General features: G+C 66.3%; 14 protein-coding genes. 1 reads left to right on the top strand and 13 read right to left on the bottom strand.

Annotated elements, in window-relative coordinates; translation table 11 throughout:
- Positions 1-112: 112 nt before the first annotated feature.
- The 6 genes from J0M27_RS16465 to J0M27_RS16440 form a co-directional block, all read right to left on the bottom strand.
- The gene (locus J0M27_RS16465; RefSeq protein WP_294994096.1) at positions 113-1,075 is read right to left on the bottom strand and encodes a LysR substrate-binding domain-containing protein; all 963 of its coding nucleotides are present in this window, start codon (positions 1,073-1,075) and stop codon (positions 113-115) included.
- A 143-nt stretch (positions 1,076-1,218) separates the two neighbouring features.
- Positions 1,219-1,809, bottom strand: a complete 591-nt coding sequence (locus J0M27_RS16460) for a hypothetical protein (RefSeq protein WP_294994093.1) — start codon at positions 1,807-1,809, stop codon at positions 1,219-1,221.
- 120 nt (positions 1,810-1,929) lie between these two features.
- Positions 1,930-3,453, bottom strand: coding sequence for a wax ester/triacylglycerol synthase family O-acyltransferase (locus tag J0M27_RS16455; protein WP_294994090.1), 1,524 nt, complete (start codon positions 3,451-3,453; stop codon positions 1,930-1,932).
- 85 nt (positions 3,454-3,538) lie between these two features.
- Positions 3,539-5,161, bottom strand: a complete 1,623-nt coding sequence (locus J0M27_RS16450; protein WP_294994088.1) for a GMC family oxidoreductase — start codon at positions 5,159-5,161, stop codon at positions 3,539-3,541.
- A complete protein-coding gene (locus tag J0M27_RS16445) occupies positions 5,154-6,623 on the bottom strand; it encodes a DUF1214 domain-containing protein (RefSeq protein WP_294994086.1) in 1,470 nt (489 codons plus the stop codon). The genes J0M27_RS16450 and J0M27_RS16445 overlap by 8 nt, the downstream gene beginning before the upstream one ends.
- Before the next feature lie 35 nt (positions 6,624-6,658).
- Complete coding sequence (locus J0M27_RS16440) at positions 6,659-8,647, bottom strand: alkyl sulfatase dimerization domain-containing protein (protein WP_294994083.1); 1,989 nt, start codon at positions 8,645-8,647, stop codon at positions 6,659-6,661.
- 143 nt (positions 8,648-8,790) lie between these two features.
- Between J0M27_RS16440 and J0M27_RS16435 the strand changes: the two genes are divergently transcribed.
- On the top strand, positions 8,791-9,813 hold the full coding sequence (locus J0M27_RS16435; RefSeq protein ID WP_294994080.1) for a LysR family transcriptional regulator: 1,023 nt from the start codon (positions 8,791-8,793) through the stop codon (positions 9,811-9,813).
- Here the strand turns inward: J0M27_RS16435 and J0M27_RS16430 are convergent.
- The 7 genes from J0M27_RS16430 to J0M27_RS16400 all read right to left on the bottom strand — a co-directional run bounded on the left by J0M27_RS16430 (position 9,810) and on the right by J0M27_RS16400 (position 15,164).
- Positions 9,810-11,597, bottom strand: coding sequence for an acyl-CoA dehydrogenase (locus J0M27_RS16430; protein WP_294994077.1), 1,788 nt, complete (start codon positions 11,595-11,597; stop codon positions 9,810-9,812). The genes J0M27_RS16435 and J0M27_RS16430 overlap by 4 nt on opposite strands.
- On the bottom strand, positions 11,594-11,764 hold the full coding sequence (locus J0M27_RS16425; RefSeq protein WP_294994074.1) for a hypothetical protein: 171 nt from the start codon (positions 11,762-11,764) through the stop codon (positions 11,594-11,596). The genes J0M27_RS16430 and J0M27_RS16425 overlap by 4 nt, the downstream gene beginning before the upstream one ends.
- Complete coding sequence (locus J0M27_RS16420; protein ID WP_294994071.1) at positions 11,761-12,180, bottom strand: acyl-CoA thioesterase; 420 nt, start codon at positions 12,178-12,180, stop codon at positions 11,761-11,763. The genes J0M27_RS16425 and J0M27_RS16420 overlap by 4 nt, the downstream gene beginning before the upstream one ends.
- Before the next feature lie 21 nt (positions 12,181-12,201).
- Positions 12,202-12,621, bottom strand: a complete 420-nt coding sequence (locus tag J0M27_RS16415; RefSeq protein WP_294994069.1) for an acyl-CoA thioesterase — start codon at positions 12,619-12,621, stop codon at positions 12,202-12,204.
- A gap of 17 nt (positions 12,622-12,638) precedes the next feature.
- Positions 12,639-13,406: a 3-hydroxyacyl-CoA dehydrogenase gene (locus tag J0M27_RS16410; protein WP_294994066.1), complete on the bottom strand. Its 768-nt coding sequence runs from the start codon at positions 13,404-13,406 to the stop codon at positions 12,639-12,641.
- Positions 13,403-14,281 carry an amidohydrolase family protein gene (locus tag J0M27_RS16405; protein WP_294994063.1) on the bottom strand — a complete coding sequence of 293 codons (879 nt, stop codon included), beginning with the start codon at positions 14,279-14,281 and terminating at the stop codon, positions 13,403-13,405. Before J0M27_RS16405 ends, J0M27_RS16410 begins: the two co-directional genes overlap by 4 nt.
- 112 nt (positions 14,282-14,393) lie before the next feature.
- A complete protein-coding gene (locus tag J0M27_RS16400) occupies positions 14,394-15,164 on the bottom strand; it encodes a crotonase/enoyl-CoA hydratase family protein (RefSeq protein WP_294994060.1) in 771 nt (256 codons plus the stop codon).
- Positions 15,165-15,171: the final 7 nt, after the last annotated feature.

Raw genomic sequence — 15,171 nt, 5'->3', positions numbered from 1 at the left:
TTCCGGTTGCTGCAAATCGTGGCGTTTGCCAGCGCCGCCAAGCGAATGAACCGGGCAGTCGCAGAAGTGCGGCGCGGCTGTTCCCGAGGGACAGCACCCGCGTGCAGACAGACTATCGAACCTTGCTGCGCGCGTTCCCGGTCGGCAGCGATGGCATCGGCACCGCCGCCGCCAGGATCAGTTCGCGCAGCAGGCGCAGCACGTGTTTGCTCAATGGCGTCGCCGGCTTGTGCGCGGAGACGGCGAGGCACAGGGTGCTGGTCAGGCTGGGCTCGACCAGTTTGCGCAACACGAAGGCTTCGGGTTGTCCGGAGGCGATCAGCGCGGTGGGCGTCAGGATGGCGTGGCCGTGGCCGCCGCGCACCAGTTCCAGGATGGACTGCACGCTGGAGATTTCCAGCGCGACATTCAGCTTGTGGCCGCTCAGCGCGGCCTGCGTTTCGAGCAGCTTGCGGATGGCATGGCTGCGTTCGGGCAGGATCAGCGGCAGGCGCGCCAGTGCGGCCAGCGTCACCGTATCACCGGCGCCGACTTTCTTCTTTGCTACGCCCGTGCCGCCGCCGGCCGGGCTGACGACGCCGAGCGGCTCGTCGAGCACCGGCGTGACTTCGATGGCGGCCTGCGATTCGGGGTTGTGCAGCAGGCCGACGTCGACGCGGCCGGTGGCGATCCACTCCGCGAGGTGGGCGGACAGTCCCTCGACGATGGCCAGCCGCGCCTTGGGCAGGCTGCGCCGGAAGCCGTCGACCAGCGGCGGCGTCAGCAGCCGGCCCATGCTCGGCGGCAGGCCGATGACGATGCGCCCGGCTGGTTCGTCGCGCGCCGATTCGATGTCCTCGGTGGCGCGCGCGACCAGTTGCAGGATGCCGACGCTGTGGTCGAACAGGCGCTGGCCGACGTCGGTCAGCATCACGCCGCGCCCGGTGCGGGTCAGCAGGTTTGCGTGGAGGTCGGTTTCGAGCAGGCGCACCTGGCGCGACAGCGCCGGCTGCGCGATGTTTAGGATCATCGCCGCCTTGCTGAAGCTGCCCAGTTCGGCGACGCGCACGAAGTATTCGAGTTGCTTGAGGTTCATGGAGCCGCCGCAGGCAGGACCGCAAGGGCCGATGCGTCCGATTCTAAGGCCATGGCCGGTGCCAGGCGCACGTCCATTGCCGTGCGGTGGGCGCCGACTTTTCGAAGCGGCGTCCCGGCTGGTACCGGCAAGCAGGGTATCGATTACCCCGAGCGGGCAGCGAGCCGGCGCCTTAACAGGCGGCCGATGACGTGCAGCACCAGTGAGCCGACGAACGCGTAAAACATGGCGCTGAACATGTAGCCGAAATAGGACATGCGCGACGACACCGGCGCGATGGTGTTGCCGGTCGCCCGGTAGCGGCTCCAGATCGTGTTGTCGCCGTCATCGTAGGCTTCGACCAGTTCGATCAGCTGCCCGCTGGCGGAATCTTCCAGCACCCGGTATTCGAACTTCGAGTGCGAATCGTGCATCGAACCGCTGGCGGCGGACATGCGGAACGACAGCGGGGCCGGCGCGGGCCGGGCGCCAGCCTGCGCCAGATGGGGCTGGATCTCGTCCCAGTGGAGGACGCGGAAGGATGCGCCCTTCTCGCCGGGTTCCGCGACGACCTTGAACAGCCGGTGCACTTTGTCACCCTTGCTCGCATCCCTCGCGTCCGCCGCGGCAACGATCTGGTTGCCGGCGAGGGTGCCGGTGGTGCAACTCACCGGAAAGAACCAGGTCGAGGCGAGGATCGTCGCAAGGACTTTCAGCCAGCGTGCCGGGCGGCTCGGTACCGGTTCGTCTTCCATTTCTCGCCTCCTTGGCTATCCAGGGCAAGTGCCTTGCGTTGCGGCCGCGTCGCGCGCCGTGTGGCGGGCGCCGACTTTTCGGTTCGGCATCCTGTCGAACCGCCGAGCCGCAAAGCGGTGTCAGGTTGGCGGCGCCTTGCGGCGCGAAGGCCTGGTCGGCGCCTTCTTCGGCGGCACCGCCTTTTTTGCCGTCTTCGCGGCGGTGCCCGGCGCCGCCTTGCGCGGCGACTTGCGCGCGGGCTTCGGCGGCGGCATGACAGCGGCTTCGAGTTCCTCCAGCGCTTCCGTGGCATAGACGGCCAGCCGCTGCATGCTGGGCAGCGAGGAGTGGCAGCCGGTAAAGCCGAAGTTCATCGCCCCGGCATAGCTCTCGCAGGTGATGTTGAGGGCCTGGCCGTGGGTCACGATCGATGCCGGATAGATGGCGACCAGTTCGGCGCCGCGGAAGTAGAGCGGCTGGTCGGGGCCGGGCACGTTGGATATGGTGATGTTGAACATCGGCCGCGTGCGCCCGCCGATGCCGGTGAGCAGCGTCAGGATGGTCGGCGCCATGAGCAGCACCGTGTATTGCAGCATCGCCTGCTTGGGCAGGCTTTGCACGTGTTCCTTGGCGCGGCGCACGGATTCGCGGATTGCCGCCAGGCGTTCGCGCGCGTCGGCGATGTCGGTGCCCAGGGTGGCGATGATGAAGGTGATCGCGTTGCCGCCCCGGTCGTCGTCGGCCGGCCGCACCGAGACTGGGATGCCGGTGGTCAGCGATTTCGCGGGGAGGTCGCCGCGCTCTTCCAGGAAGCGTCGCAGCGCACCGCCGCAGATCGCCAGCACGACGTCGTTGAGGGTGCATTCCGCCGCCCTGGCGAGGTTGCGCAGGCGCTCCATCGGAAACTGCTGCGTGGCGAAGCGGCGCTTCTCGCGCACGCGGCCGTTGAGCACCGACTGCGGGGAGGTGAAGGGCACCACCATGCCTTCGCCGCTGCCCAGGCCCTTGAGCATCCTGCCGAAGGCGACCACCAGCTGCGGCACCGTCCTGGCCTGGCCGCGCAGCGCATCGACCGCCATGGCGGCGGCATTGGCCACGGTGGGCAGCGGATTGTCGTCGTGCGCGCGCGTCGGGCGCGGCAGGCCCGCGGCCCAGAACGGCGGCAGCTTGCGGCTCTTTTCGCGGTCGGGCGACATGGCCCGCTGCAGCAGCTTCATGCCGCTGACGCCGTCGATCAGCGAATGGTGCATCTTGATGAAGAGGGCGAAGCGGTCGCCCTCCAGGCCTTCGATCAGGGTGCATTCCCAGGGCGGACGGCTGAGGTCCAGCGGCGTGCTCTGCAGGCGGCCGACCAGTTCGCCGAGTTCGCGCTCGCTGCCCGGCCAGGGCAGCGCCGCATGCCGCACGTGGTATTCGAGGTCGATGTCGTCGTCCTCGATCCAGACCGGCATCGGGTTCTTGTTGAAGGCGTATTTCAGGCGCCGGTTCCAGGGTGCCGTGAATTCGCGATGGTCGCGAAACTCGATCATCAACTGGCGCATGTAATCCTTGGGCGCGCCCTCCGGCAGGCGGAACTGCAGCAGTCCGCCGACATGGTTGGGCGTGGCGCGCGATTCGGTGAACAGCCAGGCGGAATCGAGCGGATTCAGTCGAACGGAAGTCATGGTTTCAGTCCTCAAGCCGGATAGCTGACGTGCGCACCATAGCCGATTTTCTTGAGTATCGCCCGACGCACCGCTCGCCACCGGTTCATTGCCGAGGGCCCGCGGCCGGCAACACGGAACTCATGACGTGTTCCGCCAGCGCTGCGATGGTGAGGCTGGGATTGACGCCGGGATTGGCCGGCATGATCGAGCCGTCGCAGACAATCAGGTTGCGATAGCCGAAGGCGCGGCCCTCGCAATCCACTACTCCGCGCGCTCCATCGCCGCCAATCACGGCACCACCGAGGATGTGGGCCGTGGTCGGGATGTTGGCCAGCGCCTCGGGCACCATGCTCTGCGCGATGCCGCCGGTATGCTGCGCGAGCCAGGCTGCGGCCGCGTTGCCTTCGGCGATGAAGGTCGGGTTGGGCTTGTCGGCATGCTGTTCCGTTGCCAGGCGTACGCCGCGGCCGAAGCGGCGCTTCTTGGCGACGAAGGCAAGCGCGTTGTCCAGCGGCTGCATCACGAGCAGTATCGCGCTGCGATGGCTCCAGCCGACGGGCGACAGCGACTTGAGGAAGCGCAAGGGATGGCGCAGGACCTGCGCGAGAAGCAGCAGCGGCCGCGTCAAGCGCGTGCCGTTGCCGGTCAGCAGGGTAAAGAAGAACTTCATGTAGCTGGCGTGATCGCCATAGCTGACCAGTTCGATGTGGGTGTCGTGGCTGACGTGGATGCTGGCGCTGATCGAGACATCGTGGGTGACTTTCCGCGTCGCGTCGGGCAAGGTCACGGCGAGGATGGATTCGCTGTTGGTGCGCACCAGCTGGCCCAGCCGGTCGCTCAGGCGCGGCAGGCCGCCGCCGTGCTTGCAACTCGCCAGCAGCCGGTTGGTACCCAGCGCGCCGGCGGACACCACCACACCGCGCGCGCGCAGGCGGCGGCCTTCACCACCGAACCATGCGCCTGGCCGGCGCGTGGTGACGACGTAGCCGGCTTCGCCATCGTCATCCAGCGACCGGATGTCGGCGACCTCGGTGTCGGGCAGGACGTCGACGCCGAGTTTCTCGGCGAACCAGAGGTAGTTCTTGACCAGGGTGTTCTTGGCGCCGACGTTGCAGCCCGTGGTGCAGCCGCCGCAGCGCGTGCAGCCGGTACGGTCCGGCCCGGCGCCACCGAAATAGGGGTCGGGCACGGTGACACCGGCCGCGCCGAAATACACGGCACAGGGCGTGCGGCGAAAGGTATCGGCAGCGCCGAAGTGTTCGCCCATGGCGCGCAACAGTTTCTGGTTCTCGCTCTCCCAGGGTACGGTCTGCACGCCCAGCATGCGCTCGGCGGTTTCGTAGTGCGGCGCCAGCAGCGCGCCCCAGTCGGCGAGGCCGGCCCACTGCGGGTGCGCGAAGAAGGCGGGGTTGGCGCGATAAAGCGTGTTCGCATAGACCAGGCTGCCGCCGCCGACGCCGGCCCCCGAGCCGATCAGGATGTCCTTGAACAGCGAGACCCGCGAGATGCCGCGCAGGCCCAGCGCCGGCGCCCAGAAGAAGCGGCCGATGTGCCACGATGAGGCCGGAAAGTCGGCGTCGGCGACACGGCGACCGCATTCCAGCACCGCCACCTTGTAGCCCTTCTCGGCCAGGCGCAGCGCGGCGACGCTGCCGCCGAAGCCAGAGCCGACCACGATCCAGTCGTAGTCGCAGGCTCCGGCAGCGGACAAGGGAGAATCAGCCAACACGCCTCAGCACTGGCGGGTCATAGCGCTGCTCGACGATCTCCGGCGCCGGCATGTAGTTGCGCATGGTCAGATTGAAGTTGCCGGTCTTGGGCGTCGGCAGCCAGTTGCTCATTTTGTCTTCCGACGGCCGCTCGGCCTGGATGTAGATGCGCAGTCCGCCGTCGGCGTCGAACTTCAAGCCCTTCATGTTCTCGCGGATGGCCCAGCGGTTGATCTCGTTGACCACCAGATTGAAGTCCTGGTACATGGTGAATGACCAGAAGGCTTCGACCTTGGGAAACTGGTCCTTGCGCATGTAGAGCTCGTACCTGCCCTGGCTGTTGAGGCGCTCGCCGTTCTGGTCCGCGGAGGCCCAGAGATAGGTGCATTCGAAGGGAGGGTGCGCCACGATGCCCCACAGTGACTGCCAGGCCGAGCGCATCAGGTAGTTCGTGGTGTTCGCACGCCCGACATCCGTGGGGAAGTAGTACCAGCCATTCACGGCGCGTGCCCAGGGGCGTTCGATCTGGCTGCGCAGTGCCGGCAATGCGTCCCGCGCGGCGCGCATCAGACCGCGCTGGGTGTCCGCATCGTTCTTGCCCAGGTCAAGGCCCGGGCCGATGTTCACGGTCTTGAAGCCTTGCAGCAGTATTTCGGCGGACTCCGGAGGCGGGTTCTCGGCCAGCATGTGATTGAGGATGATGAAGGGGCGCAGCGGAACTCGCCCCACCTTGGCCAGGTCGAAGACCTTGAAGTCGTTGGCCACGAACGCGCGGCCGGCGAGGAAATCATCCATCGGCAGGATCTTCGAACTGGCGTACTTGGCCTTGGCCCAGGCAATTTCCTTCGGATCTTCCTGGTCGATGCGCAGCCTGTAGAGCAGGAAGATCCACTTCTGTTCACACCGCAGCACGCGGTCGAACCTGCCCTCGGGCACCGAGCCAGTCCAGCCTGGCGGCACGAGCAGGAAGTTGCCAAAGACAGGCCCTCCGGAACGCTTGCTGATGTAGGCGAAGTTGTTGGTATACAGGTCCGACAGTTGGATCGAGGAGTAGTGACCTTCGGGGTCGCCGCTGGTCATCACCATCGGGCCCTTGCGCAGGTCGACAAACGCGGCCTGGTACACAGTGTCGGTGTTGAAGGAGCCACCGTCCCGGTAGTTCGAGGTTGCAACAAACTCCTTGGTCTGGATCCATGCGTTCAGCGGCTTCAGCGCCGATGTCGGATCGGCCGACCACTTCCACATCAAGTTGGCCATGTAGATGAGCGGGAAGCCATATTCGAAAGCCTGCATGCCCATCGCATAGGCATGCGCCTCGCGAGGATTGCCCACGCCTTCCTGGCCCTTGAGCATTTCGAGCTCCACACGCTTTCCCGGCGCTCCAACTGCCGGCGCCGTCTGCGCCAATGCCGGCGCCATGCCGCTCAGGCCGGCGCCGGCAGCAAGCAGGGTATGCTTCAAGAGTTCGCGTCGCTTCATGTCTATCTCCTCGGGGAATGGTTCTTCTGGCGGGCTCAGCGGGTGACGATGGGGAAGACGCCAGGCGCCTTCTCGATCAGGGAAAAGAAGCGGCCGAGGTCGATCTTGCTGCCCTCGATCTTCGTTTGATCGGACAGAAGCAGCTCCTTGGCTCCGGCCTGGCCCGTCATCATCTTGAGGAAGAAGGCCTTGGTCAGCGTCAGCGTGGCGTTGGCGTCCTTGTCCGGCGGCGCCTTGTGGTAATGCAGGACGGCGTTATCGATCTGCAGCACGTAGCTTTCCTTGAGGTCGGAGAACACCAGGTTGATCCTGAGATTGGCGTCCGCCGCCTTGGCGCCGTCGAGCGAGGCCGCCATGCGCTCGAGGAAACGCTCGATCGGCGCGTATTGCAGCATGTCGACCAGCATGTCGATGGTGATGCCCTTCTGCGGCACGCCGTTGCGCAGCTCGTAGGCGCCGGTCAGGTAGAAGTTGCGCCATGGCGCCGATTCGGCGACATAGCCCAGTTGCTCGAAGCTGCGCGCCAGCAGTTCGCTCGCCGCCTTGTTCTTCGGCTCGGCATATACCGCGTGCTTGAGCATCTCCGCCGCCCAGCGGTAATCGCCGGCATCGAAGGCCGCCTGTGCCGCGGCGGCCAGCTTGTCGATGCCGCCGGCCAGAATCACGTAGCGCTTGCCGGCTTCGACCGGAGGCAGCGCATCGAGGTTGGACGGATGTGCGTCGAACCAGCCCAGGTAGAACTGGTACACGGCCTTGGCGTTGTGCCGCACCGTGCCGTAGTAGCCATGCACGTTGAGGTAGTCGTCGAGCGACTTGGGCAGCTTCAGCGTCTCGGCGATTTCCGGCGCGGTGAGGCCCGCGTTCATCTGGCGCACGGTCTGGTCGTGGATGAACTTGTAGGTGTCGCGCTGCTTGACCATGAATTCGCGGATCCGCTCCTGGCCCCAGACCGGCCAGTGGTGCTGGTTGAAGATCACCTCGGCATCGGCCGCATGGACCAGCGACTGGTCGATGTAGTCGGCCCACTTCAGCGCGTCGCGCACCTTGGCCCCGCGCAGGGTGTAGAGGTTGTGCAGCGTGTGGCTGAGCATCTCGGCGCCGCCGAAGGCCTTGCGCTCGGGAATGTAGAACACGAATTCCGCGGGGGCCTCGCTGCCCGGCACGTTGTGGAAGACGAAGCGCAGGCCGTCTATCGTCAGCTCCTGGCGCGGCTGGTCCACTACCACCGTCGGCGGCAGGATGCCGACCTGGCCGTAGGCGACCGCCTTGCCCAGCCCGGTATCGACGGAGCCTTTGGCGTCGCGCGGCAGGCGGCCGCCGTACATGTACATGGAACGCCGCGCCATGGCGACGCCCATCATGATGTTCTCGCTGGTGGCTTCGTCCATGAAGCCGGAGGGCGCCACCACCGGCAGCTTGCGCCGCGCCACCTCCTCGGCGGAAATCACGCCCAGCGCGCCGCCGAAATGATCGACGTGGCTGTGGGTGAAAATCACCGCCGATACCGGTTTGTCGCCAAGATGCTTGCGCGCGAAGGCCATTGCCGCCGTCGCCGTTTCGCGCGCGGTGAGGGTGTCCACCACGATCCAGCCGGTCTTGCCTTCTATCAGCGTGATGTTGGCCAGGTCGAAGCCGCGCAGCTGGTAGATGCCCTCGGTAACCTTGAACAGGCCGACCTGGTTGTTGAGCAGGGCCTGCCGCCAGAGGCTGGGATTGACCGTGGCCGGCGCCGGGCCCTTGACGAAGGCGTAGCTGTCGAAGTCCCAGATGACGTTGCCAGCGGCATCCCTGACCTGGCCCGTCGGTGCGGCGATGAAGCCGCGTTTGGCGTCCTCGAAGCTCTTCGGATCGGACAGGTCCTGGGCCTTCGCCGTCGCCTCGTTGGCCTTCGCGGTGACTGCCGTGACGTCGCCGCCCGACGCGGCGGGGGCCGTCGCCTTGCCGCAACCACCGAGCAGCGCGGTGGCGCCGATCATGGCAAGTAGCGAGATCCTGCGCTGAAGCTGCAAGCAGTGCGAGTTCATGTCTTCTCCTCCGGCGGTACCGTGGTCCGCCCTTTGTTTGTTCGGGCCGCCTTTGACAGCGCCCATGGCCGGATTCTGCGGCCTTGAAAATCATGCGTCCAATGCATTATTATCATGATGGCCATAACCGTGAGGAATCGCTGATGTTTGACATGCGCCGCCTGCGCCACGCGCTGGCACTCGCCGAACACCGCAATTTCGCCCGTGCCGCCGCGGCTCTGCACATCACCCAGCCGGCGCTGAGCCGCAGCATCCAGTCACTCGAGGATGGGTTGGGGGTACGCCTGTTCGATCGCAGCCCGCGCGACGTCGTGCCGACCGCTTTCGGCGAACTTGTGCTGCGCCATGCCTGTGGGCTGGAACTCTCGGCGCGCGACCTGGACCGCGAACTGCAACTGGCCAAGGGACTCGAGATCGGCACGCTCAACGTCGGCTCCGGCCCGTGGGGCGCGGCGTCGATGGTCGGCGTCACCATCGGCAAGTTGTCCCGCCTCTATCCCCGGCTGCGCACCCGGGTCCTGATCTTGCCCTGGATGGAACTGCCGGTCAGAATCCGCAGCCGGGAAGTCGACCTGATGGTGGCCGACGTCAGCGAGGTTCAGGGTCAGGACGACCTGGAAATCACGCCGCTGTTGCCGCATCGGGCCTTCGTCGTCTGCCGGCCCGGCCACCCCTTGACGACCCAGGCCGAAGTCAGTGCGGGGGACATCTTTCGCTTTCCGCTCGCCGGCCCCCATCTGCCGCAACATGCGGTCGACAAGATGCTCCGGCACATGCCTCAAGCCGTGCGTCAGCACGTCAGCACGAACGGGCTTCTGGCGATTACCTGCGACAGTTCCTCGGTGCTGAAGGCGATCCTCGCCAATTCCGATGCAATTTCCATCATGAGCGTGTTCATGGTCATCAAGGAACTGCGCGATGGCGACCTGGCCATGATCCGCGAGCTTGACCTCGGCGTGCAGGGACAGTTCGGCGTCACGCGCCTGCGCGGGCGCAGCCTCTCGGCGCCGGCCGCGGCGTTCCTGCGGCTGCTGACCGAGCATGACCGCGAAATCACGGCGATGGAAGCTGCGCTGCTGGATTCCGGCGCGGCGGGTGTGGCGCAGAGGCGCCGGCGTGCTCCCGCGGCAGCGGGAAAGCGGCCGGCGCGCCCGAGGGCCGGCTAGCCCAGCGCGAATTCGCTGGCGGACACCGTGTCGCCAGCGCCGACTATTGCGGCGGCCAGTGCCGGGGCCTGCACGCCGAGGGCGTGGGCGTGGAACTGCGCCAGTTCGATCAGTCCTCGCAGGTAGTCCGGGGCGTGGCGTTCGGCGGTGGCGGGATTTGTCGCGGCGAGCGCGACGCGCGCCAGTTGCCAGCCGCCGCAGACGGTGCCCAGCAGTTGCAGGAAGGGAACGGCGCCGGCCAGCACGGCGGCCATGTGTTCCTTGCCGTTGGCCAGGATCCAGTCGAGCGCGCGTTCCAGTGCGGCGATGTCTTCTTCGAGGCGCTCGGCCAGCGGGCGCAGGCTTTCCGTGGCAGCGAGTTCGGCGCCCACGCCGCGCATTTCGACGATCAGTTCGCGCAGCGTGGCGCCGTTCTCGCGCAGCACCTTGCGCCCGACCAGGTCGTTGGCCTGGATGCCGGTCGTGCCTTCGTAGATGGTGATGATGCGCGCATCGCGGTAGTGCTGGGCGATGCCCGTTTCCTCGACGAAGCCCATGCCGCCATGTACCTGGATCGCGTCGTAGCAGACCTGCTGGCACAGCTCGGTGCTCCAGCCCTTGACCACCGGCATCAAGAGGTCCGTGTAACGCCGGGCCTTGTCGGCGGCGGCCTTGTCGGGCGAGTGGCGGGCGAGGTCGAACCAGCCCGCCGCCGTGTAGGCCAGCGCGCGCGCGGCCATGATGCGGGCGCGCATGGTCAGCAGCATGCGCTTGACGTCGGGATGATTGATGATCGGCTTGCCGACCGCGCCGGTGACCGCGTCGCGGCCCTGCACGCGCTCTTTCGCGAAGGCCAGCGCCTGCTGCCAGGCCCGCTCGCCGATGCCGATGCCCTGCACGCCGACGCCGAAGCGCGCCTCGTTCATCATGATGAACATGTATTCGAGGCCGCGGTTGGGCTCGCCGACGATCCAGCCTGCCGCCCCGCCCGTGTCGCCGAAGCTCATGGCGCAGGTCGGGCTGCCGTGGATGCCGAGCTTGTGTTCGAGGCCGACGCAGCGCACGTCGTTCCGCGCGCCGAGGCTGCCGTCGGCATTCACCAGGTACTTGGGCACGAGGAACATCGAGATGCCCTTGACGCCGGGCGGTGCGTCGGGCAGGCGGGCCAGCACCAGGTGCACGATGTTGGGCGTGATCTCGTGGTCGCCGTAGGAGATGAAGATCTTCTGCCCGCTGATGCGGTAGCTGCCGTCCGCCTGCGGCTCGGCGCGGGTGCGGATCGCGGCGAGGTCGGAGCCGGCCTGCGGCTCGGTCAGGTTCATGGTGCCGCCCCACTCGCCGGTGACCAGCTTTTCCAGGTAGGTGGCTTTCAACTCGTCGCTGGCGGCGAGCAGGATGGCCTCGGACTCGCCGGTGTTGAGCTGGGGCAGCATGGTGAATGCCGTGTTCGCGGAGAACCACATTTCCCAGACCGGCGTCGCCACGCACTTGGGCAGGCCCTGGCCACCGAAGTCGGGCGAGAGCCCGAGGCCGACCCAGCCGCCCTCGGCAAACTGTTTGTAGGCCTCGCTCCAGCCGGCGGGCGTGACGACCTTGCCATTGTCGAGGCGGCAGCTTTCGCGGTCGCCGACGGCGTTGAGCGGCGCCAGCACGCCGGCGGCGAACTTGCCCGCTTCTTCCAGCACGGCGTCGACCGTATCGGGGGTGGCGTCGCCGCAGCCGGGAAGCTGGGCGATGGCGGCGAGGCCCGTGACTTCCTGCAACAGGAAGCGCATGTCGGCGAGCGGGGCGGTGTAATTAGTCATAAAAATTCCAATTCAATCCGCAGATGGCGCAGATTTCGCAGATTGGACAACGCAGCGGCCAATTCCGGCGGCTTACCCGACAGGTGGCGCGACTTGGCAAAACGACGTATTGCTCCATCTGCGTCAATCGGCGAAATCTGCGGATCGGAATCTTCTTGCAGGCTCATTGCCATTGCGCCAGCAAGGATTCGGGAATTGCGACGGCCTTGATGCGTTTCGGGTTGGCGGGATCCTCGATGGCGAAGATGCGCTTTTCCTCGCCTTCCACCAGCACCGTGTCGCCGCGGCGGATGACGTGCTTGAGGACGAAGGCCTTGCCGCTGATTTCGGCCACCGTGGTATCGACTTCGATCGGTTCGGGATAGGTGGCCGAGCTGACGAACTTCGCCGAGGCGCCGACCAGCGGCGCGCCGATGATGCCCCAGTCGGCCTTGGTCTGGCGCCAGCTTTCGATGCCGCAGGCATTGAAGAAATGCAGGGCGGCGATGTCCATCCACTTGAAGAAGTTGGGATAGAAGACGATCTGGGCGGGATCGCAATCGCCGAATTCGATGCGGAAGCTTGAGGTGTGGCTGCGGGGCATGTTCTGGTTACCGGACGGGCGCTACTCGCAGAGCGCGCGGATTGCGGGCGGGATGGGCACGGCCTTGATGCGCGTCGGCTGCGCCGGGTCCATGATGGCGAAGACGCGGATGTCCTCGCCTTCGGCCAGGATTGTGTCGCCGCGGCGCGCGACATGGCGCATGACGAAGCTCTTGGTGCGCCATTCCGCCACCCAGCTTTCGATCACCACGTCCTCGCCATAGGTCGCCGAATTGACGAAGGTCGCGGTGGCCTTGACCAGCGGCGTGCCGATGATGCCGCCCTTCTGCGCGGTGTCGCGCCAGGGCGGCACGCCGCAGGCGACGAAGAACTCGAAGCCGCTGGTGTCGAACCACTTGAAGTAATTGGCGAAGAAGACGATCTGCGCCGGGTCGCAGTCGGCGAAGGCGATGCGGTGCTTGTAGAAGGTGCTGCGCGGCATGGTTTTCCGTCAGGTGACTATTTCGGCGCCATGCGCAGCGCGCCGTCGAGGCGGATGGTTTCACCGTTGAGCATTTCGTTTTCGACGATGTGCGCGGCCAGTTGCGCGTATTCGTCGGGACGGCCCAGGCGCGGCGGGAAGGGCACCGACTTGGCCAGCGAGTCCTGCACTTCGGCCGGCAGCGATTCCATCATCGGCGTATAGAACAGGCCGGGGGCGATGGTGCATACGCGGATGCCGAAACGGGCCAGCTCGCGCGCCACCGGCAGCGTCATGCCGACCACGCCGGCTTTCGATGCGGCGTAGGCGGGCTGACCGATCTGGCCGTCGAAGGCGGCGACCGAGGCGGTGTTGATGATCACACCGCGCTCGCCGGCGGCGTTCGGCTGGCCCTTGCTGATCGCATCGGCGGCCAGGCGCAGCATGTTGAACGTGCCGATCAGGTTGATGCCAATGGTCTTGGCGAAGTTGGCCAGCGGCTGCGGGCCGTTCTTGCCCAGCACCTTTTCCGGCGTGCCGACGCCGGCGCAATTGACGAGGCCGTGCAAGCCGCCGAAGGCGCTCAGCGCCCTGGCCACGCAGGCCTGGCCGTCGGCGTCCGCCGTGACGTCGGTGCGGGCGAAGGCGGCCCGCGAACCCAGCTCGGCGGCGAGCTTCTCGCCGCGCTCGCTGTTGAGGTCGGCGATCACGACATTGGCGCCGGCGCCGTGAAAGCGGCGCACGGTGGCTTCACCGAGGCCCGAAGCGCCGCCGGTGACGATGAAGGTGGAATTGTCGAATTTCATTTCTTTTCTGCCTGGTCGAGTTTGAGCAATCGGATGGCGTTCTGCTTGAGGATCAGCGGTTTCACGGAATCCTTGAAACCGGCAGCCTCGAAATCCTCGAGCCAGCGGTCGGGCGGAATCAGCGGAAAGTCGGTGCCGAAGAGCATGCGATCCTTGAGCAGGGTGTTGGCGTACTGCACCAGTTGCGGCGGAAAATATTTTGGCGACCAGCCGGAGAGGTCGATCCAGACATTGGGCTTGTGCAGGCAGACCGAAAGCGCCTCGTCCTGCCAGGGCCATGACGGGTGGGCGATGACGATCTGCATGTCGGGAAAATCCACCGCCACGCTGTCGAGCAGCATCGGGTTGGAGGTTTCAAGTTTCAACCCGCCGCCGCCGCGCATGCCGCTGCCCATGCCCGAGTGTCCGCTGTGGAAGATCGCCGGCAGCTTGTACTCGGCGATCACTTCATACAGCGGCCAGGCCATGCGGTCCTGCGGGTGGAAGCCCTGCACCGTCGGGTGGAACTTGAAGCCCTTGACGCCGTACTCCTCGATCAGCTTCCTCGCCTCGCGGGCGCCCATCTTGCCCTTGTGCGGATCGATGCTGGCGAAGGCGATCATCATGTCGCTGTTCTTCGCCGCCGCCTCGGCGACTTCTTCGTTGGCGATGCGGCGGTTGCCGATGTGCGACTCGGAATCGACGGCAAACATCACCAGGCCGATCCTGCGCTCGCGGTAATAGGCGATGGTCTCGTCTATGGTCGGCCGGTGCGCGTTCTTGAAATACTTGTCGGCGGCGCGCTCGTAGGCATCGAACCAGGGGTCCTTGGGCTGGCAGCAGGAAACTTCGGCGTGGGTGTGAGTGTCGATCGCGACGAGTTCGTCGAGGTTCATGCTGCCTCCGCCGGGCCGCCCCAAGGAGGCAGCAAGTCATTTACCGGAAGCCGCGGCAGCGGCAGAACATTGGTCACCCTTTCCCCCGGGGAAAGGGCTGGGGATAGGGCTGTCACGTCTGCGGTCCCATGCCCTTGCGGTTGAGGAAGGAGCCGATGCGCGCCACCACTTCCGGGCTGGTCTGCGCCACGGCCGCCATCAGCGATTCGACGTAAAGGCCATCGTCGGAAGACATGTTGCTGATGCGCTGTATGGTGGTGACCATGGCGTAGTTGGCCAGCGGTGCGTTCTCGGCGATGCGTTTGGCCAGTTCCTGCGCCTTGGCCAGGCCTTCGCCCTTGCCGACCAGGTAATGCGACAGGCCCAGTTGCTGGCCTTCCTCGGCGCTGTAGATGCGCCCGGTCAGCATCATCTCGGCCATGCGGCCGGGGCCGATGATGCGCGCCACGCGCACCGAGGCCCCGCCACCGACATAGATGCCGTGGCGGCCTTCGGGCAACTGGTACATGGTGTTCGCTTCGGCGACACGAACGTGGGTCGAGGTGGCCAGTTCCAGGCCGCCGCCGATCACCGCGCCGTGCAGCACGGCCACCACCGGGATCCCGGTCTGGTGGATCTTGCCGAAGACGCGGTGCCAGCCTTGTGAATGCAGCATCACGCCGGAGGGTTCGCGGTGCTGGTGCTCGGAGAGGTCGAGGCCGGCGCAGAAGTGCTCGCCGGCGCCGGCCAGGATCACCACGCGGGCCTCGGCGGGACGCGCGTCCCAGGCCTTTTCCAGGGCGTCGAGCAGGCGGTCGCTGATCGCGTTGCGCTTCGCCGGGCGGCTCAGGGTGATGGTGTAGACCAGCCCGTCGAGGCTGTGGGTTACGAGTTTGTCGGTCATTGCCTGC

Origin of the sequence: Sulfuritalea sp., assembly GCF_017302275.1 — a bacterium.
Classification (GTDB): Bacteria; Pseudomonadota; Gammaproteobacteria; order Burkholderiales; family Rhodocyclaceae; genus Sulfuritalea.
This window is presented reverse-complemented; position numbering and strand designations above follow the sequence as displayed.